The organism is Acinetobacter sp. UNC436CL71CviS28, from assembly GCF_000620525.1.
Taxonomy (GTDB): domain Bacteria; phylum Pseudomonadota; class Gammaproteobacteria; order Pseudomonadales; family Moraxellaceae; genus Acinetobacter; species Acinetobacter radioresistens.
The window spans coordinates 142,812-163,237 of sequence record NZ_JIBB01000003.1 but is presented as its reverse complement, the minus strand read 5'-3'; the positions used below and the strand labels follow the sequence as shown (position 1 = coordinate 163,237).

Genomic DNA, 20,426 nt, shown 5'->3' with positions numbered 1-20,426 from the left:
TGACATTATTTCAATGAGTTATCTATTTTTGTCGTGTACAGAGAAAAATTATAATGATTTTTATGGTCACCAGATGGGCGATAAAGTGATTTATAGTATTGCCAGAGCAATTAAAAATTCGATTCGGCACAGGGATTTTGTGGCGCGTTATGGTGGAGAGGAGTTTGTAGTGCTTCTTCCTGAAACCGAGGCGCATGGTGCTTATGCGGTTGCGTCCAATATTTATAGGGAAATTGAGCGGCTTGCTATTCCTCATGAACGTTCATGTATTGCCAGCTATATCACTGTAAGCCTGGGTATTACAATTTATAGGGGAGAAGCGGCTGTAACACAGGAGGCTTTGCTTGAGTCTGCTGATCAGGCACTCTATCGAGCCAAACAGTTGGGCCGTAACCAGATTTTCTATCAGTCAGTCGGTTCAACAAAAGTTGCATAACCATTAATTCTTGTAAAAATAAAAGCCGCCAGAATCAGGCGGCTTTTAAACAGATTAAAAATTACTTCTTGTTATTTTTAAGCTGGGGTAAAGCTGAACCCTGGCCCAATGATAGCAGGCCAGAGTCAGTATAAAGACCCAGTTTGGCGCGTGTATCTGTAATATCCAGATTACGCATAGTCAGCTGTCCAATACGGTCCATTGGTGTAAACATTGAATCACCTTTTTCCATAGTCAAGCGTTCAGCTTCATAGGTCAGGTTCGGAGATTCAGTGTTCATGATGGTGTAGTCATTACCACGACGCAGCTCTAACGTGACTGTACCCGTAATTGCTTTAGCAACCCAACGTTGGGCAGTTTCACGCAACATCAGTGCCTGAGAGTCAAACCAGCGGCCTTGATAAAGAAGACGACCTAAACGCAGACCATTGATACGGTATTGTTCAATGGTATCTTCATTATGAATACCCGTTACCAGACGTTCATAAGTGATATGCAGCAACGCCATGCCAGGTGCTTCATAAATACCACGAGACTTGGCTTCAATAATACGGTTTTCAATCTGGTCGGACATTCCCAGACCATGACGTCCACCAATACGGTTCGCTTCAAGAATAAGTTCCACCGGATTATCAAAACGTTGGCCATTTAATGCAACTGGCATACCTTCTTCAAAAGTCACGGAAACTTCTTCAGCTTTAACTTCGACTTCATCTTTCCAGAACGCTACCCCCATAATTGGCTCGACAATCTTGATGCCGGCATTCAGGTATTCAAGATCTTTGGCTTCATGAGTTGCACCCAGCATATTTGAGTCGGTCGAGTAGGCCTTTTCTTTTGACATTTTGTAGTCAAAACCGTTATCGATGAGGAACTGTGACATTTCAGCACGGCCACCAAGTTCATCAATAAAGGTCTGGTCTAGCCAAGGTTTATAAATTTTCAGGTTAGGATTGGTAAGCAGACCATAACGATAAAAACGCTCAATATCGTTGCCTTTATAAGTTGAGCCATCACCCCAGATGTTGACATCATCTTCTTTCATGGCCGTTACCAGCATAGTACCGGTGACTGCACGACCTAATGGAGTGGTATTAAAATAAGGCATACCGCCTGTACTGATATGGAATGCGCCACATTGAATTGCAGCAATACCTTCAAGTGCAAGTTGCAGGCGGCAGTCGATCAAGCGAGCTTTTACCGCACCATAATTTTCAGCTTTCTTTGGAATGGCATCATAGTCATCTTCATCAGGCTGACCAAGATTTGCAGTATACGCATAAGGCTCTGCACCTTTTTGTTTCATCCACAATAAAGCAGCAGAAGTATCCAGGCCACCAGAGAAGGCAATTCCGACTTTTTTGCCTACTGGTACATGCTGCAAAATGGTTGCATTATCAGTCATTGCTAGTCCTAACTATAAAACAGGCACCACGAATTGGCTGCCATTGAAAAATCTATAAACATTTTATTGTAACACTTTTAAACGAACATGTTTTCTTAAAAAAAAGACAAACTTTAAAAATTATAGGGGCGCTAAATTTATAATTACGCTTTTATGAGTTAACTCAGTTCATAGAAATTAATAAGGAGGTTTTATTTAGAGCAGAAAATAATACGGGCTTTTCTTGACTCTATTTCATCATATTTTAAGTTTTAAAAAATCTATAAGACTAAAGTTTTACAAGAGCATTAAAAGTACAGTTTTTAATACTTTGAATTTAAATATTCTATTTATTAAACAATATATTAAGAAAAAATAGAGAATTTTTATTTTAAATTGACTTTGCCAGAAATTAAACATTTTCTAATTTAAATTGGTATGACCAATTTTATAGATAAAATTTTATATTGATCTTTAAATAAGCAAAATTTAGGATAATTAAAGTAATTAAAAGATTTATTGTTCTTTAAAGTAAATATTGGTCTGACCAATTATTGTAGGGTTAGACTAGTTAATATCTCGTGAGCATATCAAGGAGAAGAATGTGCTTTCACAATGGCAACAGATTTATGATCCGATGGGGAATTTATGGATTTCCAGCTTGGTCGCCCTGATTCCAATTATTTTCTTTTTTCTGGCATTGGCAGTTTTCCGTTTAAAAGGAAGTGTAGCGGGAACAATTACGGTGGTACTGGCTTTGCTGGTTTCACTTTTTGCTTATGGCATGCCGACCGATATGGCATTTGCCTCGGTAATTTATGGTTTCTTCTATGGTTTATGGCCAATATCCTGGATCATCATTGGTGCAGTATTCCTGTATAAAGTTTCTGTTAAAACAGGCCAGTTCGATGTAATCCGTTCTTCAATTTTATCTATTACTGAAGACCAGCGTTTGCAAATGCTGTTGGTCGGATTTGCTTTTGGTACCTTTCTTGAGGGAGCAGCAGGTTTTGGTGCACCGGTTGCGATTACTGCGGCATTACTGGTCGGTTTGGGCTTTAAGCCATTGTATGCTGCCGGTCTGTGCCTGATTGTGAATACCGCACCCGTTGCCTTTGGCGCAATGGGTATTCCAATTATCGTAGCGGGGCAGGTGTCTGGTGTAGATACCATGGAAATCAGCCAGATGGTAGGCCGCCAGTTACCGTTTATGGTGCCAATCGTACTGTTCTGGATTATGGCCATTATGGATGGCTGGCGCGGAATTAAAGAGACCTGGCCGGCTGTAATTGTAGCAGGCGGTGCATTTTCACTGGCACAGTATTTGACCTCAAACTTTGTAGGGCCTGAATTACCAGATATTACTGCGGCCATTGCGTCACTGGTGAGCCTGACAATCTTATTAAAATACTGGAAGCCTAAGCATATCTTTCGTTTTAAAGATGAAAATGACAGTCAGGTCGATGCCGAGCTGCTGGCTTCACAGAAGCAGAAATTCAGTATAGGCCAGATTGCCAAAGCCTGGTCACCATTTGTGATTTTGACAGCGATGGTAACTCTATGGAGTATCAAGCCTTTTAAAGATCTATTTGCTAAAGATGGTCCAATGCAGGATTGGGTGATTTCGATCAAGGTTCCTTATTTGCATCAGCTGGTTCAGAAAGTGCCTCCAGTGGTGCCCGAAGTTAAGGACTATGATGCTATCTTCAAATTTGACTGGCTCTCAGCAACCGGTACAGCAATTATTATTGCGGCGCTTATTACGATTGTTTATCTGAAAATGAAGCCACGTGAAGCACTGGTGACTTTTGGCGAGACAGTAAATGAACTAAAGACCCCGATTTACTCGATAGGCATGGTTCTGGCCTTTGCATTCATTGCGAATTACTCAGGAATGTCAGCAACATTGGCATTAGCCTTGGCGCATACTGGTAATGCTTTTACCTTCTTCTCGCCATTCTTGGGCTGGTTGGGCGTGTTCCTCACAGGTTCAGATACTTCTGCCAATGCACTGTTTGCAGCATTACAGGCAACTACTGCCCAGCAGATTGGTGTGCCAGAAGTTTTACTGGTAGCTGCCAATACCAGCGGTGGAGTCACCGGCAAGATGATTTCTCCGCAGTCGATTGCCATTGCCTGTGCAGCAGCAGGACTGGTAGGTAAAGAGTCCGATCTGTTCCGCTTTACGGTTAAACACAGTATAACCTTTACCGTAATGATTGGTATCATTATCACTCTACAGGCATATGTGTTCCCATGGATGATTCCATAGGATAGAAAGAGGAAGTGCAGGGTGAAGGTCTCCGATAAAGTTATACAAAGTTTGTATCAGCTGATTGAACAGCAAGGAATGAAAGTCGGAGATCGCCTCGCTTCTGAGCGTAAGCTATGTGAACAGCTTGGTGTATCGCGCTCCTCATTACGGGAGGCCCTACAGCAGTTAAATACTCAAGGTATAGTGCAGAGCCGGTTAGGAGATGGTACTTATATTTGCCAACTGCCTGTTACCTGGTCACAGCATAAAATTGTTCAGCCTCTAAGCGGCCTGATTGACCAGGATCCACTTTACCGCTTCGATGTGCAGGAAGCACGGTTGGTACTGGAAGGGGGAACAGCCTGGTATGCAGCTTTACGCTCTACTGCTGAGGACCGTGTCAAGATTCATCACTTTTATGACCAGATCAGCCATTTCCAGTCAATTGGTGATCCGGATCAGGCTTCGGTAGCAGACGCCAAGTTTCATCTGGCAATTGCTGAAGCATCTCATAACCTGGTCCTGATACAGACCATGCGTGGCCTGTTTGATCTGTTGCAATACAACGTGGTGCTGGGTCGCCGTAAAGTCTATTCAGAGTCAGACCGCTTTGACCAGTTGCATTTACAGCATTTCAAGGTCATGGATGCAATTGACCGTAAAGATCCGCAGGCAGCCCGCATGGCAGTTTGTGGCCATATCGAATTTGTTATACAACAGGTACGCTCGATTGATGAGGAAGAAGCCCGTCATCAGCGTGCCAGTCGCTTAAACAGGATTTAAAATGATTATTTCATCTTCTAATGATTATCGTGAAGCAGCGCGACGCCGTTTACCTCCATTTCTGTTTCATTATATTGATGGCGGGGCATATGCGGAATATACCCTGCAACGAAATGTAGAAGACCTTTCCAAAATCGCTTTGCGGCAGCGTGTCTTAAATGATATGTCCGAACTGAGTCTGGAAACCAAGCTGTTTAATGAAACCCTGTCGATGCCAGTTGCTCTGGCACCAGTTGGCCTGACCGGAATGTACGCTCGCCGTGGGGAGGTTCAGGCCGCGGTTGCTGCAGAGAAAAATGGCATACCTTTTACTCTGTCAACGGTATCAGTCTGCCCAATTGAAGAAGTTGCACCAGCCATCCAGCGCCCGATGTGGTTTCAGCTTTATGTATTGCGTGACCGGGGCTTTATGAAAAATGCATTGGAGCGTGCCAAGGCTGCAGGCTGTTCGACTCTGGTCTTCACCGTAGATATGCCGGTACCAGGTGCACGTTACCGTGATGTTCATTCAGGCATGAGCGGACCTAATGCTGCCATGCGCCGCTATATGCAGTCCTTTATGCATCCACACTGGGCATGGAATGTTGGACTGATGGGACGTCCACATGATCTGGGCAATATTTCTAAATACTTGGGTAAACCAACCGGCCTAGAAGATTATATTGGCTGGTTAGGGGCAAACTTTGACCCGTCCATTTCCTGGAAAGATCTGGAATGGATCCGTGAATACTGGGATGGTCCAATGGTCATTAAAGGTATTCTGGACCCTGAAGATGCCAAAGATGCGGTGCGTTTTGGCGCTGATGGAATTGTGGTATCTAATCATGGTGGACGTCAGCTAGATGGCGTATTGTCTACTACCCGTGCATTACCGGCTATTGCAGATGCTGTTAAAGGCGATCTGAAAATTATGGTCGATTCGGGAGTCCGTAACGGACTTGATGTAGTACGTATGATTGCGCTTGGGGCTGATTTATGTCTGTTGGGTCGTGCTTTTGTCTATGCATTAGGTGCTGCCGGCGGTGAAGGTGTAAATCACCTGCTTGAGCTGATTAACAAGGAAATGCGAGTTGCCATGACACTAACTGGCGCTAAAACTATTCAGGATATTTCTTCTGAATGTCTGGTCAAGCGCATCATGGAGTAAAACTGTGTCTATCACCGCCTCTAAAGTCATACAGCAGTTTCAGCAAGTGGTCGGAGAAAAATTTGTACTTACCGATGAGCAGGAAACCCGTCTTTACCGGCAGGGTCGACGTTTTGGTGAAGGACAGGTTCTAGCCGTAGTAGCTCCCGGTAGCCTGATTGAACAATGGCGTATTTTACAGATTGCAGTGGCTGCGGATTGTATTGTAATTATGCAGGCCGCCAATACTGGCCTGACTGGAGGCTCTACACCTTATGGTCATGATTATGACCGTCCAGTAGTACTGATCAGTACCCGTCGGTTAGCCGGTATACAGGTTATCAATTCAGGAAAGCAAGTTATATGCTTGCCGGGAGCAACTTTAGATGCATTAGAAAAAGCCCTGTTACCCTTTAACCGGGAACCGCATTCAGTGATTGGTTCCTCCTGTATAGGTGCCTCTGTATTAGGGGGAGTGTGTAATAACTCTGGCGGTGCACTGGTAAGACGTGGGCCGGCGTACACCGAACTGGCCTTATATGCTCAGGTTGATGAACAGGGACAACTGCATCTGGTTAATCACTTGGGAGTAAGTTTAGGTACCCAGCCAGAACAGATTCTGATACGTCTGCAAAATGGTGAGTATCAGGAAAAGGATATTGATTACAGTCCGCAGCACCGCGCTTCTGATCCTCATTATGGTCATGACGTGCGTCAGGTTGATCTTGATACACCGGCGCGTTTTAATGCTGACCCTAACCGGTTGTTTGAAACTTCAGGTTCTGCCGGCAAGGTCTGTGTTTTCGCAGTGCGGCTGGATACTTTTGAAAAATTACCAAGTCAGGTGTTTTATATTGGAACCAATAGTCAGGATGATCTGACTGCAATTCGACGCTATTTACTGACACAATTGCCGCGTCTGCCGATTGCAGGTGAGTATATTCATCGGGTAGCGTATGACATTGGCGAGAAATATGGAAAGGATACCTTTCTGTTTATCGAAAAATTTGGAACTGCGCGGGTCCCTAAAGCTTTTGCCATGAAAGACAAAATTGATGGCATGCTGGAAAAAGTCAAAATCAGAGGATTAACCGACAAGGTTTTACAGCTGTTAACCGGCGTTTTGCCACCCCATTTACCGCAGCGTATGGCCGAGTTCCGTAACCGCTATGAACATCATTTACTACTTCGTATCGAAGATCAGGATATAGCACAGGTAGAAAGTTACTTGCAGGAGTATTTTAAAATACACTCTACAGGTAACTATTTTCTGTGTAATGAAGAAGAAGGCCGTAAAGCTTTTTTACACCGATTTGCCATTGCAGGAGCAGCTATACGTTATCGTGATGTACATCGCCGGGAGGTCGAAGACATTGTGGCGCTCGATATTGCCCTAAAACGCAATGACCGGGAGTGGCTGGAAACCTTGCCTGAGTCAATGGAAGAGCAGATTATACATAAACTCTACTACGGTCATTTCTTGTGCCATGTTTTTCATCAGGATTACATCGTCAAGAAAGGGGTTGATCCATTGGCTATGGAGCATGCCATGTGGAAACTGCTAGATCAGCGTGGTGCCGAATATCCGGCCGAACATAATGTTGGACATTTATATGTAGCCAAGCCTGCTTTAAAACAACACTATCAAAAGCTTGATCCAACCAACAGTTTCAATGTGGGCATTGGTTATACTTCCAGAAAAAAATATTGGTCATAAACCAAATTCTTTTAACTGTGCTTTTAAGAACTATTTATTAAAAGCACAGTTAAATTCTTCCCCGCAATACTCTTAAAGCCACCCTATATTTATATTTAAATTTTTTAAATAGCCTAAGCTTAAAATTGACGTTCAAGTCTTTATCCTTCAAATAAACAGCCATAAACAATATAAAAAAATCAGTTAAAGTAGATGCAACAAATTGCAAAGCCCACTAATTACAAGGATATCCTATGACCAGCTATGCAAATATTTTAAAGCCATTAGATTTGGGATTTACTACAATTAAAAACCGGATAGTAATGGGGTCTATGCATACCGGGCTGGAAGACCGTTTTTATCATTATCCGAAGCTTGCGGCCTATTTTGCCGAGCGTGCCAAAGGTGGAGTTGGACTCATTATTACCGGAGGTATAGCACCTAATCGAGAGGGCTGGCTATCGCCAATGGGAGGCACCATGAACAGTCTGGCCGACATTCCCCATCACCGGTTGGTCACTCATGCTGTACACAAACATGGCGCTAAAATTTTGCTTCAGATTCTGCATTCTGGGCGTTACGGTTATCAGCCACTGGTCGTTTCTGCCAGTCCGGTTAAATCACCTATTTCCCTGTTTAAACCACGAGAAATGAGTGAGCGTAATATCCTGACTACTATTAAGGATTATGCACATGCTGCCAGCCTTTCAAAAAAGGCGGGCTATGATGGGGTTGAAATTATGGGCTCGGAAGGGTATCTGTTAAACCAGTTTATGAGTCGGCATGTCAACCAGCGTCAAGACCGATGGGGCGGCACACTGGAAAACCGGATGCGGTTTTCACTTGAAATTGTAAAAGCTATCCGTGAGGCAGTGGGGGAGAAATTTATTATCTGTTTTCGTTTATCAATGCTGGATCTGGTTGATAACGGTAATACCATGGATGAAGTCATCCAGATTGCCCAGGCGTTAGAAAAAGCAGGTGTAACTTTGCTAAATACCGGGATTGGCTGGCACGAAGCGCGTATTCCGACCATTGTTACCTCTGTACCGCGTGCTGCTTTCGTCGATTATACCGCTGAAGTGAAGCAGTATGTGAATATACCGGTCATTGCCTCAAACCGTATTAATATGCCGGAGACTGCCGAAATCATTCTGGCTGAAGGAAAAGCCGATATGGTACAAATGGCACGCCCATTTCTGGCTGACCCTTTTTGGGTAGATAAAACTGCTACAGACCGTGTCAATGAAATTAACACTTGTATCGCCTGTAATCAGGCCTGCTTGGACCATACATTTAAATGGCAGCGTGCAACCTGTCTGGTCAATCCGCGGGCAGCTTATGAAACAGAACTGGTCTACGTGCGTACAAAAAAACCTAAGCGGATTGCTGTAGTGGGGGCTGGGGTTGCCGGAATGTCTGCGGCTACAGTTGCTGCGGGACGAGGGCACCAAGTGACTTTATTTGAAGCAAGTGATGAAGTCGGGGGACAGTTTAATTTAGCCAAAGTTGTGCCAGGCAAAGAAGAGTTTCATGAAACCATTCGCTACTTTAAGGTTCAAATTGAGAAAACCGGCGTAGAGCTTCGCTTAAATACCCGCATTAATCGGGAGCAGTTAGAGCGTGAAGGATATGATGAAATTGTGGTTGCCACAGGTGTTATACCGCGTCAGCTTAAAATTGCTGGCAGTGAAGCGCCGCAGGTTTTGTCTTATGCAGAAGTGCTTAAGGGCGCAAAAGTGGGATACAGGGTTGCAGTGATAGGAGCAGGAGGAATTGGTTTTGATGTTTCTGAATTTTTACTCAAACCTGTCTCACAGCCTCAGCCACAACCTTTAACTGAATGGCAACGTGAGTGGGGCGTAGATTTAGAATCTCATTACCATACGGAAGGTGGAATGGTTTCGGCCGAATTGGAAACACCCGTTCGGGAAATTTATTTACTGCAGCGCAAACCTACGCCCTTAGGTGCAGGGCTTGGTAAGACAACAGGCTGGGTGCATCGTGCACAACTGAAAAAGCATCAGGTACGTATGTTGTGCGGTGTAAATTATAAAGCAATTACTGATGAAGGCTTATGGATTTCTCACGATGGGCATGACCAGCTGCTCCGTGTCGATACGATTGTAGTATGCGCTGGACAGGAATCCGTTAAAGATTTGATGCCACAGGGTGGAAAGAAAGTGCTGGCCAACTATCACATTATTGGAGGAGCAAAGCTGGCAGCAGAGCTTGATGCCAAGCGTGCTATTCGTGAAGGAGCTGAATTGGCTGCAAAGCTTTAACTAAATGATGAAACAATAGACATTTGACTATAAAGCACTAAAATTTTTCTTGAATAAAATGAAGAGGCTTTGTATTCTTAGCGGCATGGAAGCGTGGCAGAGCGGTTTAATGCACCGGTCTTGAAAACCGACGAGGGTTCACGCCCTCCGTGAGTTCGAATCTCACCGCTTCCGCCAGATATCTAAATAAGCCCTTGTATTTACAAGGGCTTATTTTTTTAACTATAGTTTCTTTACGTGTCTCTATAAAAAGTTAAAGCAGGCATACTTTTTTGCGTCATATTTGGAGCATAAAAGATGTGGTTTAAAAATTTTACCTAAAGCATTAACTTTTAAAGCTGATGCAATTTATAAAAGTTTCAACACTAAGCACTCTAATAAAGTTATTAAACTTTCTTTATAGATTTAAGAGTAAAAATAACGTAACTTTTTTAAATAAAGTCATATTTAGGTTTTATAGGTGGAGAGTAAAATACTCGTTTCACTATTATAGATACCTGAAATATTACGAATCCGTTCCAGTACTTTATCAAAATTCTCAAGAGTATCTGACTGTAATTCGACCAATATATCCCACTTTCCATTGGTTGTATGAAGACGTTGCACTGCTGACTCTAAACGTAATTCGCGAATGACCGCCTGAGCCTTAGTTCCTTCAACCATAATATTCATCCATGCACGGATCACATTTTTCTCTGCATTTGGGCGAAAACGTACCGTGTAGCCTGTGATAGTGCCTGAAGCCTCCATATATTCAATTCGCTTTTGAACAGTAGCTCTAGAAACACGCGCTTTTAGGGCTAAATCTGTAATAGACATTCTCGCATTATCTTTAAGTAAACCTAAAATAATATGGTCAATATTGTTCATTTTGATATTGGGTATTAGCAAATTGATAAAAATTAAATCATTTTAATATTTATAAATAATTTTTTGAATCAATTTGTTTATTAATAATAGTGCAAACATAAAGTCCCGAAGAGTTTTAGCTAGATCACTTGAAGTATTAAGCGTTCTTAAAAGGGTGCTGAATTACAAATAAGTTCTCAAGTACCGGGAATCTAGAGACAACAGGGACAATGGATTAATTAAGGAACAGATGATGTCTTTATCGTATACGGATCAGAATAATGGTGCTTGGCAAACTTACCTTACTCAAATTGACCGGGTAGCGCCCTATTTAGATGCTGATTTAAGTAATTTTATTAATACTCTTAAAAGACCAAAGCGTACTCTGATTGTTGATGTTCCAATTGTTATGGATGATGGGACAATTCGTCATTTTGAAGGTTACCGTGTACAGCACAATCTGTCACGTGGACCAGGTAAAGGTGGTATTCGTTATCATCAGGATGTTGAATTAAATGAAGTTATGGCCTTATCTGCCTGGATGACGATTAAAACTGCGGTATTGAATCTTCCATTTGGAGGTGCTAAAGGGGGAATTCGAGTCAATCCTAAAGAACTTTCACTACGTGAACTGGAACGTTTAACTCGTCGCTTCACCAGTGAGATCAGTTCAATTATTGGTCCTCAAATTGATATTCCTGCTCCAGATGTAGGTACGAATCCTAACATCATGGGCTGGATGATGGACACCTACTCAAGCATTAAAGGGCACACTGTAACAGGTGTCGTAACAGGCAAACCTGTACATTTAGGCGGTTCTCTCGGACGTGTACGGGCTACCGGTCGGGGCGTATTTGTAACGGGGCTGGAAGTAGCCAAGAAAATTCAGCTGCCTGTTGCAGGTAGCAAAGTCGCTGTGCAAGGCTTTGGTAATGTAGGAAATGAAGCAGCTTATCTGTTTAGTCATGCTCAAGCCAAAATTGTTTGTGTTCAAGACCATACAGGCACAATTTTTAATCCCGAAGGTTTAAGTGTTAAAGCATTACAAAAACATGTCACAGAGCATGGAGGCGTAATGGGCTTTGCTGAAGCTCAGGTGATTGCAGATGAAGATTTCTGGGATGTCGATATGGATATTCTTATTCCTGCGGCACTAGAAGGTCAGATTACAGTTGAACGGGCACAACGGCTTAAAGCTAAAATTGTTCTGGAAGGCGCTAATGGCCCGACCTATCCCGAAGCAGATGATGTTTTCGTGAGTCGTAATATTGTAGTGGTGCCAGATGTCATCTGTAATGCAGGTGGTGTAACGGTAAGCTATTTCGAATGGGTTCAGGATATGGCGAGTTACTTCTGGAGCGAGGAAGAGATTAACGAGCGTCTTGATAAATTAATGATTCAGGCCATCGCTGATGTCTGGAATACAGCAGAAAATAAAGCATGTAGCTTGCGTACAGCAGCTTATATTCTCGCATGTGAACGTATTTTAAAAGCACGTAAAGAACGCGGTATTTTCCCTGGATAAGTCAGTTTCATAAAGTCAGAGCCAAATATAAAACAGGAAGTGGGTAAATAAAATGAATGACGTAGCGATTACACGTAGCAACTTTAATGATTGGATGGTTCCAGTTTTTGCTCCAGCAAATTTTATTTTAGTTCGTGGGGAAGGTTCTCGTATTTGGGATCAAGACGATAAAGAATATATTGATTTTGCCGGTGGCATTGCAGTGAATGCTTTGGGGCATGCACATCCTGTTGCAGTAAATGCCCTGACTGAGCAGGCACAAAAACTTTGGCACATTGGCAATGGTTATACCAACGAGCCTGTTTTACGTCTCGCCAAGCAATTGGTAGAAAGTACTTTTGCCGACAAAGTGTTTTTCTGCAACTCGGGGGCAGAAGCGAATGAAGCTGCATTAAAACTGGCACGTAAGGTAGGCCTGCTAAGCGGTAATTCTGAAAAAAATCATATTGTAGCATTCAAAAATGCTTTTCATGGCCGTACTTTATTTACAGTGACAGCAGGTGGACAGCCAAAATATTCTCAAGATTTTGCACCATTACCAGGTGGGATTGAGCACACTGTATTCAACGATCTTGAAGCAGCTAAAGCGGTAATTACTGAAAATACCTGTGCTGTTATTGTAGAACCGATTCAGGGCGAAGGCGGTGTTCTGCCAGCAGATATCGAATTCCTGAAAGGCTTACGCGCACTATGTGATGAAAAAGGTGCTGTACTGATTTTTGATGAAGTACAAACGGGCGTTGGCCGTACCGGTTCGCTTTATGCTTATATGAATACAGGCGTAACGCCTGATATTCTCACCACAGCAAAAGCATTAGGCGGTGGTTTCCCGATTGGTGCCATGATCACCACAGATCATTATGCCAACATGTATGCAGTGGGTGATCACGGTACCACCTATGGCGGCAACCCATTGGCCTGTGCAGTGGCGGGTGCGGTATTTGAATTTATCAATACACCAGAAGTGTTAGACGGCGTAAAACAACGTCATCAATATTTCATTGATGCCTTAAATAAAATCAATGCGCAATATGGCCTGTTCAAAGAGATTCGTGGTCAAGGTTTATTAATTGGCTGCGTGCTGAAAGATGAACACGCAGGTAAAGCCAAAAATATTGTGACACTGGCCGGTGAGGAAGGATTACTGGCTTTGGTTGCTGGAGCAAATGTTGTACGTTTTACCCCTTCCTTAATTATTCCGCAAGAAGATATTGATGAAGGCCTGAACCGTTTCGCCCGTGCACTCGCACGTCTTTAAATCTTTTGTGAGCATCTAACCATGATGATTGTTAGACATGCAGCGCATCGGGATTTAGATGATATTTATCGTTTGGCGCAAAGAGCTGGTGAGACAGGGATTGGTCTGACTTCCTTACCACAAAATCGAGACATTCTAGCTGAACGTATTACACGTACCTCGCGTACTTTAGCGGGTCTGACCGAAAAGTGTGAGGCAAGTTATCTGTTTGTACTCGAAGATACTAGCCTGCAGAAAATTGTAGGTGTAAGTGCTATTGAAGTGGCAGTAGGGCTAAAGGAACCTTTTTATAATTTTCATGTGGCGAAGCAGGTCCATGCATCTAAAGCATTAAATGTTTATAAAACTTTAGATACCCTGTTTTTAAGTAATGACCATACAGGGTGTAGTGAGCTTTGCACCTTATTTCTTGATCCTGAATACCGTAAAAACCAGAATGGAAAATTTTTATCTAAAGTCCGTTTTCTGTTTATTGCGGCGTTTAGAACACATTTTGAAGAGCGGCTGATTGCAGAGATGCGAGGTTTTTCGGATGAAAAGGGTTACTCGCCATTCTGGGATGCATTAGGCCATCACTTTTTTGATATGGACTTCGCTGCTGCCGATTATTTAAGTGGGACCGGACAAAAAATATTTATTGCTGAATTAATGCCTAGATTTCCGGTCTATGTCGATTTACTTGGCGCAGAAGCTCGGAAAGTTATTGCAGAGGTCCATCCACATACTTTACCGGCTGCAAAGGTATTGATGTCAGAAGGGCTTAAATATCAAGGTTATGTTGATATTTTTGATGCAGGTCCTACTTTGGAAGCCAATATTGCTGACTTACGCGCAGTCAAAGAAAGTCGTGTATTGAAGATCAAAATTACTGAGCAGGTCGAAATATCAAATAAACAGTATCTGGTTGCAAATGATCAATATGCAGATTATCGCGTATTACTCATTAATAACCAGCTATTAGCTACCGATATCTTATTGGTGACGCCACAGCAGGCTCAAGCACTTAATGTCCAGGAACGGGATGAAGTGCGAGTTTTAGCATTAGAAAAAATGGAGAATAACTAATGTCACAAGGTGCATTATTCATTAATGATACCTGGATTCAGGGACAAGGGCCTGCGTTCAGTAAAAAAAATCCTGTCAGCAATGAGCAAATTTGGGCAGGGCATGAAGCCAGCCAGGCCGATGTTGAGCAAGCTTGTCATGCTGCTCGGCAGGCATTTCCAGCTTGGGCACGCTTAGCCTTAGAAGAACGAATTGCCATTATTGAGCGTTTTGCCGGCTTATTGGAACAACATAAAACCCAACTGGCTGAAGTGATTAGTCAGGAAACCAGTAAACCGCTATGGGAAACCTTAACCGAAGTACAATCAATGATCGGTAAAGTGGCGATTTCAATCCGCGCTTATCATCAACGGACTGGTTTTAGCGAAACTGAAATGCCAGATGGGGTGGCGTCGTTACGTCATCGTCCTCATGGCGTGCTGGCTGTATTTGGCCCGTATAACTTCCCGGGTCATTTACCAAATGGTCATATTGTTCCTGCACTGATTGCCGGCAATACCGTGGTGTTTAAACCAAGTGAACTCACCCCTTGGACTGCGGAAGAAACTGCAAAATTATGGCAACAGGCCGGTTTATCCAAAGGTGTACTGAACATCGTACAAGGTGGGCGTAGCACGGGTGAAGCACTTGCAGCAGCTGAACAAATAGATGGTTTACTGTTCACAGGCAGCGCCAACACAGGTTATCAATTGCATAAGCAAATGGCTGGTGCACCTGAAAAAATTCTTGCTTTGGAAATGGGCGGTAATAATGCCCTGATTATTGATGAAGCAACCGATATTGATGCGGTGGTGAATTTAGCCATTCAATCGGCTTTTGTTTCTGCGGGACAACGTTGTACCTGTGCACGCCGTATTATCGTTAAACAGGGTGCCAATGGGGATGCCTTCATTCAACGTTTTGTTGAAGTCGCTAAAAACTTGGTGGTTGGTGTCTGGAATGCTGAACCACAACCCTTTATGGGCGGGGTGATTTCTGCACATGCTGCGGAACAGATGCTGGCAGCACAAAGCAAACTGATTGCTCTAGGTGCAAAAGCATTGTTGGAAATGACGCGTCCACAAGCAGATAGTTCATTGCTCACCGCAGGCATTTTAGATGTAACCCAGGTTACCGATATTCCTGATGATGAATACTTTGGCCCGCTCACCACGATCTATCGCTATAACAGCTTCGATGAAGCCTTAAATATTGCCAATAACACCCGCTTTGGTTTGGCCGTAGGGCTGGTGTCACCTGACCGTGATTTATTTGATCGTGTATTGATTGAAGCGCGGGCAGGCATTGTGAACTGGAATAAGCCATTAACAGGTGCATCAAGTGCGGCACCGTTTGGTGGGGTGGGCGCATCGGGCAATCACCGTGCCAGTGCGTTCTATGCCGCAGATTATAGTGCATGGCCGATGGCTTCCCTGGAAAGTGACAGTGTGAGCTTACCCTCAAAATTGTCACCGGGCATTGTGCTGTAAGACGGACCACATCAGGACACATGGAGAAAAAAATGTCAGGTTATGAAATCAACTTTGATGGTCTGGTTGGGCCGACACATCATTATGCAGGTCTGTCTTTTGGCAATGTCGCATCAACTAAAAACCGTAATAATGCATCCAATCCGAAATTGGCCGCAAAACAAGGCTTGAAGAAAATGAAAGCGCTGGCGGATTTGGGACTCAAGCAAGGCGTGTTTGCCCCACAAGAGCGGCCACATGTGCCAACGCTACGCCGTCTGGGTTTTAGCGGCAGTGATATTGACGTGATTACCCAAGCCATGCGCACTGCGCCGGCACTGTTGTCGTCATTGAGCTCGGCTTCCTCCATGTGGACTGCGAATTCTTGTACGGTGTCGCCATCGGCAGATAGCGCGGACGGTCGCATGCATTTTACTGCGGCAAACCTGAACAATAAGTTCCATCGCTCAATTGAGCATCATACGACCACACGTATTCTGCAAGCAATGTTCAACAATGATGTATATTTTGCGCACCATGAAGCATTGCCTGAAGCCGCACTGTTTGGGGATGAAGGTGCAGCCAATCATAACCGCCTCGGTGGTGCTTATGATCAGGTTGGTGTACAGGTGTTTGTATATGGCCAGCAACAGATTGGCGGCGGGGTTGCTCCACAGAAATTTCCTGCACGTCAAACTCGTGAAGCAAGTGAGGCTATTGCCCGTTTGCACCGTCTCGATAATAATCGCACGATTTTTATCCAGCAAAATCCTGAAGTAATTGATCAGGGCGTTTTTCATAATGATGTTATTGCTGTCAGTAACCAGCAGGTTCTCTTTCATCATCAGCAGGCATTCTTAAATCAAACTGACGCATTGCAGGAAATCCGTCAGAAAATGGCAGGGATTGGGCAAGAGTTTGTGTCGATTGAAGTACCTGAAAGTCGAGTCAGTGTTGCTGATGCGGTATCGACCTATTTGTTCAATAGCCAGATTCTGACCCGTGCGGATGGCGGCATGAGTATTGTGGTACCGGAGGAATCTCGCCAGAACAAAGCAGTTTGGGACTATTTAAATGACATGATTCAAATGGGTACGCCAATTGATGACATCAAGGTGTTTGATCTGCGTGAAAGTATGCGAAATGGCGGTGGTCCTGCATGTTTACGCTTACGTGTGGCGGTGAATGAGGCGGAACTTGCTGCGATCAATCCAAACCTGTTTATGAATGATGCATTGTTCAAAACCCTGAATCAGTGGGTAGATCAATATTATCGTGACGAGTTAACCCAGGACGATTTGGCTGATCCGGATTTATTGATTGAGAGTCGCACCGCGCTGGATGAACTCACCAGGATTCTGGGTTTAGGTTCGGTTTATCACTTCCAGAGATAAATATTCAATAACGCTTTTAAGGATGAAAGTACATGGTTGATCTACTCGCGTTGACGTTGGCGCAACAGCCCCCTGAGCAGATACAGGGTGAAACGGCTGGATTTACATGGCAGTGGCTGGGTGAAGGGCTATTGCAATGTACGCCAAAAACGGCTTATCGAAAAACCATCGTGCTTTCGGCTGGTATTCATGGCAATGAAACGGCACCGATCGAATTGCTGGCACAGATCATTCAGGATTTGTTTTCCGGTCAGCTGGCTTTAGCGGTTCGTGTACTTTTCGTATTGGGCAATCCCGCTGCAATCCGACAAGGGGTTCGTTATCTTGAAAATGATATGAATCGCATGTTCTGCGGTGCTTACCAGCAATTGGCCCAAGATGGCGAAACTCAACGTGCAGCGTTATTGGAACAGGTTACTACACAGTTTTTTCAGCAAAGCCAGTCAAATGCACAACGCTATCATTATGATTTACATACCGCGATTCGTGAATCTTTACTTCCAGTTTTTGCCCTATTCCCTTACCAGATGCAGCCTTATGATGACTTTTTAATTCAAAGCTTAAAGGCTGCTGATCTGGATGCCTTGGTATACCACAATGCAGCTGGAAAAACTTTCACGCATTTCACCACTGAACGTTTTCAGGCCGCCAGCAGTACTTTGGAATTAGGTAAGGCCAAACCCTTTGGACAAAATGATTTGGCCGGGTTTTTCAGTACGGACCAGATGCTGCGTGCTGCACTTTCAGGTCAGGCCTTACCAAACAGACAGAAGCAGGATATTCGTCAGTTTAAGGTAATAGATTCAATCCTAAAAATAAATGATGACTTTAAACTGAACTTAAGTGCAGATGCACCTAATTTTTCTACCTTTCAACCAGGTGAGGTGATTGCTACACAGCAAGCGGGCAGCTATGTGGTACAGGATCAGCCGCTCTGGATTTTATTTCCTAATCCAGAAGTAAAAACGGGGCTTAGGGCAGGCCTGATTTTGAAAGAAATTAAATAGGTTAAAGCGATTAGAAACAGACGGGATGTCGGTAGAGAAGAATATACATGGAGTTTGAATATGGAAGCTCAGTAAAAATACAACAGGGATAAAAAATATCTTTTTGATATTAATTTTTTATGGAACTAAGCAGCAAGGACAGGTTGTCATAAGAAGACAGTTGGAGCAAGCGTGTATGAGTAACAACAATGAAAAAATATTTCCGTCAGGAGAAGTTCTGGGTGAGCAATATGTGGTTCAGCAAGACACATGTAGTAAGACAGAAGTTTCTGCAGCAGAGACAGATAAACCCCTAAAGCGTGCCATGACCAAGCGTCATTTAGTCATGATTTCACTGGGGGGCGCAATTGGAACAGGACTGTTTTTAGGCTCAGGTGATGTCATTTCTCAAGCTGGCCCAATAGGCGCCATTTTATCTTATCTGCTTGGGGGAGCGATTGCCTATATGGTGATGCTTTGTCTTGGGGAGCTTGCTGTACAAATGCCTGTATCGGGCTCATTTGGTGAATATGCAAGAATGTATATTGGTCCGGGTACAGGTTATATGATTACCTGGCTATACTGGTTAACTTGGACGGCTACTTTAGGCACTGAATTTACTGCGGCTGCACTGCTTATGCAGGAATGGTTTCCTTCCATTTCTATGTGGACATGGACATTGCTGTTTGCTGCTCTGGTTTTTGTACTCAATGTGAGCTCGACACGCTTATTTGCCGAATCTGAATTTTGGTTATCCTTGGTTAAGGTACTCACTATTTTATGTTTTATCGGATTAGGTTTGGCCGCTATTTTTGGTGTGATTTCCTATCATGGTCATGAATCTGCTCCGTTATTTAGCAAGCTGACAGAACATGGCTGGTTTCCAACCGGGATTTATCCCATTTTTGCCACCATGCTCATCGTTAATTTTGCTTTTTCTGGTACAGAATTAATTGGTGTAGCCGCCGGTGAAGCTGAAGAGCCAGCCAAGAATGTTCCCAAAGCCATTAATGCAGCTATCTGGCGTTTATTAATTTTCTTTGTTGGCACCATTGTGGTGATTTGTGCATTACTTCCATTTGAAATGGCGGGTATCAATTCAAACAGTGTTAGTAATAGCCCCTTTGTAACGGTCTTTAATTATATTGGAATACCTTATGCAGAAGATATTATCCGTTTTGTCATCATTACAGCATTATTATCTGCAGCAAACTCAGGGTTATTTGCTGCCTCTCGAATGATGTGGTCATTGTCCAGCAAAAATCAGTTGCCTAAAATCTTTGCCAAATTGACACGCTCTGGCACACCCATTGTTGCCATAATTGTAACTATGTTCGGGGCAATACCTGGTTTGTTATCTGAACAGTTTGCTCCTGAAACGATTTTCAAGAATCTGCTCGGTGTTGCTGCCTTTACCATGGTAGTAGTCTGGATTTCAATATGTGTATGCCAATTCAACTTTCGCAGACAGTGGATTAAATCAGGTAAAACGGTCAAGGATCTTAAATTCGCTGCACCACTATTTCCACTCACACCAATTTTAGGAGGGCTCTTCTGCGTCATTACATGTATCAGTATGGTTGCTGATCCTTCAATGCAAGTCGGTTTTATCTGTTGTATTCTATTTATGATTGCATGTTACTTGAGCTATAGCATTTTCTATAAAAATAGACCCTGCTCATAACAATAATGTAATATTTTACTCTACACAAAAGCTCTCTTTACTTGCTACACAGTATTTGGGTAAGTAAAGAAGAGTATATTAAATAGGTAGGTTTAATCTCATATCTAAATAATTATAAAAATAAAAACATCTTATTTTATATCTGATTTTTAATGATTATATAATTAATTGAATATTAATTAGAAATAGTATTTTATTAAATTTTTATTTAAATTGTAGGTATTATTTTTTTTGCTCTTTATTAATTAATTTT

15 protein-coding genes and 1 tRNA gene are annotated in these 20,426 nt (G+C 43.1%); 14 read left to right on the top strand and 2 right to left on the bottom strand.

Annotated elements, in window-relative coordinates:
- Nucleotides 1-436 (top strand): diguanylate cyclase (locus tag N518_RS0102860; protein ID WP_026443961.1); only part of this gene is annotated, 436 nt, incomplete at its 5' end.
- Nucleotides 437-497: 61 nt separating this feature from the next.
- Here the strand turns inward: N518_RS0102860 and argG are convergent.
- Entirely contained in the window at nt 498-1,841 is a 1,344-nt protein-coding gene (argG, locus tag N518_RS0102855; protein WP_005027172.1) for an argininosuccinate synthase, read from the bottom strand.
- A gap of 583 nt (nt 1,842-2,424) precedes the next feature.
- Between argG and lldP the strand changes: the two genes are divergently transcribed.
- From lldP to N518_RS0102825, 6 genes are all read left to right on the top strand, one after another.
- Nucleotides 2,425-4,092 (top strand): L-lactate permease, encoded by a 1,668-nt coding sequence (gene lldP / locus N518_RS0102850; protein ID WP_005027170.1) that lies wholly within the window; start codon nt 2,425-2,427, stop codon nt 4,090-4,092.
- A 21-nt stretch (nt 4,093-4,113) separates the two neighbouring features.
- Nucleotides 4,114-4,857: a transcriptional regulator LldR gene (gene lldR / locus N518_RS0102845; RefSeq protein WP_005019193.1), complete on the top strand. Its 744-nt coding sequence runs from the start codon at nt 4,114-4,116 to the stop codon at nt 4,855-4,857.
- A gap of 1 nt (nt 4,858) precedes the next feature.
- On the top strand, nt 4,859-6,004 hold the full coding sequence (lldD, locus tag N518_RS0102840) for an FMN-dependent L-lactate dehydrogenase LldD (RefSeq protein WP_005406852.1): 1,146 nt from the start codon (nt 4,859-4,861) through the stop codon (nt 6,002-6,004).
- A gap of 4 nt (nt 6,005-6,008) precedes the next feature.
- Nucleotides 6,009-7,700, top strand: coding sequence for a D-lactate dehydrogenase (gene dld / locus N518_RS0102835; protein ID WP_005027165.1), 1,692 nt, complete (start codon nt 6,009-6,011; stop codon nt 7,698-7,700).
- A gap of 233 nt (nt 7,701-7,933) precedes the next feature.
- Entirely contained in the window at nt 7,934-9,964 is a 2,031-nt protein-coding gene (locus tag N518_RS0102830) for an NADPH-dependent 2,4-dienoyl-CoA reductase (RefSeq protein ID WP_005027163.1), read from the top strand.
- Nucleotides 9,965-10,051: 87 nt separating this feature from the next.
- Nucleotides 10,052-10,141 (top strand) — tRNA-Ser (locus N518_RS0102825).
- Nucleotides 10,142-10,411: 270 nt separating this feature from the next.
- Here N518_RS0102825 and N518_RS0102820 read toward each other — a convergent pair.
- Nucleotides 10,412-10,834 (bottom strand): Lrp/AsnC family transcriptional regulator, encoded by a 423-nt coding sequence (locus N518_RS0102820; RefSeq protein WP_005027161.1) that lies wholly within the window; start codon nt 10,832-10,834, stop codon nt 10,412-10,414.
- A 229-nt stretch (nt 10,835-11,063) separates the two neighbouring features.
- Here N518_RS0102820 and N518_RS0102815 point away from each other — a divergent pair, with 229 nt between their 5' ends.
- The 7 genes from N518_RS0102815 to N518_RS0102785 all read left to right on the top strand — a co-directional run bounded on the left by N518_RS0102815 (nt 11,064) and on the right by N518_RS0102785 (nt 20,173).
- Nucleotides 11,064-12,338: a Glu/Leu/Phe/Val family dehydrogenase gene (locus tag N518_RS0102815; protein WP_026055441.1), complete on the top strand. Its 1,275-nt coding sequence runs from the start codon at nt 11,064-11,066 to the stop codon at nt 12,336-12,338.
- A 52-nt stretch (nt 12,339-12,390) separates the two neighbouring features.
- A complete protein-coding gene (locus N518_RS0102810) occupies nt 12,391-13,596 on the top strand; it encodes an aspartate aminotransferase family protein (protein WP_026443960.1) in 1,206 nt (401 codons plus the stop codon).
- Between the two features lie 21 nt (nt 13,597-13,617).
- A complete protein-coding gene (astA, locus tag N518_RS0102805) occupies nt 13,618-14,661 on the top strand; it encodes an arginine N-succinyltransferase (protein WP_017400829.1) in 1,044 nt (347 codons plus the stop codon).
- On the top strand, nt 14,661-16,130 hold the full coding sequence (astD, locus tag N518_RS0102800) for a succinylglutamate-semialdehyde dehydrogenase (RefSeq protein ID WP_005027151.1): 1,470 nt from the start codon (nt 14,661-14,663) through the stop codon (nt 16,128-16,130). The genes astA and astD overlap by 1 nt, the downstream gene beginning before the upstream one ends.
- 32 nt (nt 16,131-16,162) lie before the next feature.
- Complete coding sequence (gene astB, locus N518_RS0102795) at nt 16,163-17,503, top strand: N-succinylarginine dihydrolase (protein ID WP_005027149.1); 1,341 nt, start codon at nt 16,163-16,165, stop codon at nt 17,501-17,503.
- Nucleotides 17,504-17,535: 32 nt separating this feature from the next.
- Nucleotides 17,536-18,510 carry a succinylglutamate desuccinylase gene (gene astE / locus N518_RS0102790; RefSeq protein WP_005027147.1) on the top strand — a complete coding sequence of 325 codons (975 nt, stop codon included), beginning with the start codon at nt 17,536-17,538 and terminating at the stop codon, nt 18,508-18,510.
- Nucleotides 18,511-18,685: 175 nt separating this feature from the next.
- Nucleotides 18,686-20,173, top strand: a complete 1,488-nt coding sequence (locus N518_RS0102785) for an amino acid permease (protein ID WP_005027143.1) — start codon at nt 18,686-18,688, stop codon at nt 20,171-20,173.
- The last annotated feature ends 253 nt before the right edge of the window (nt 20,174-20,426 follow it).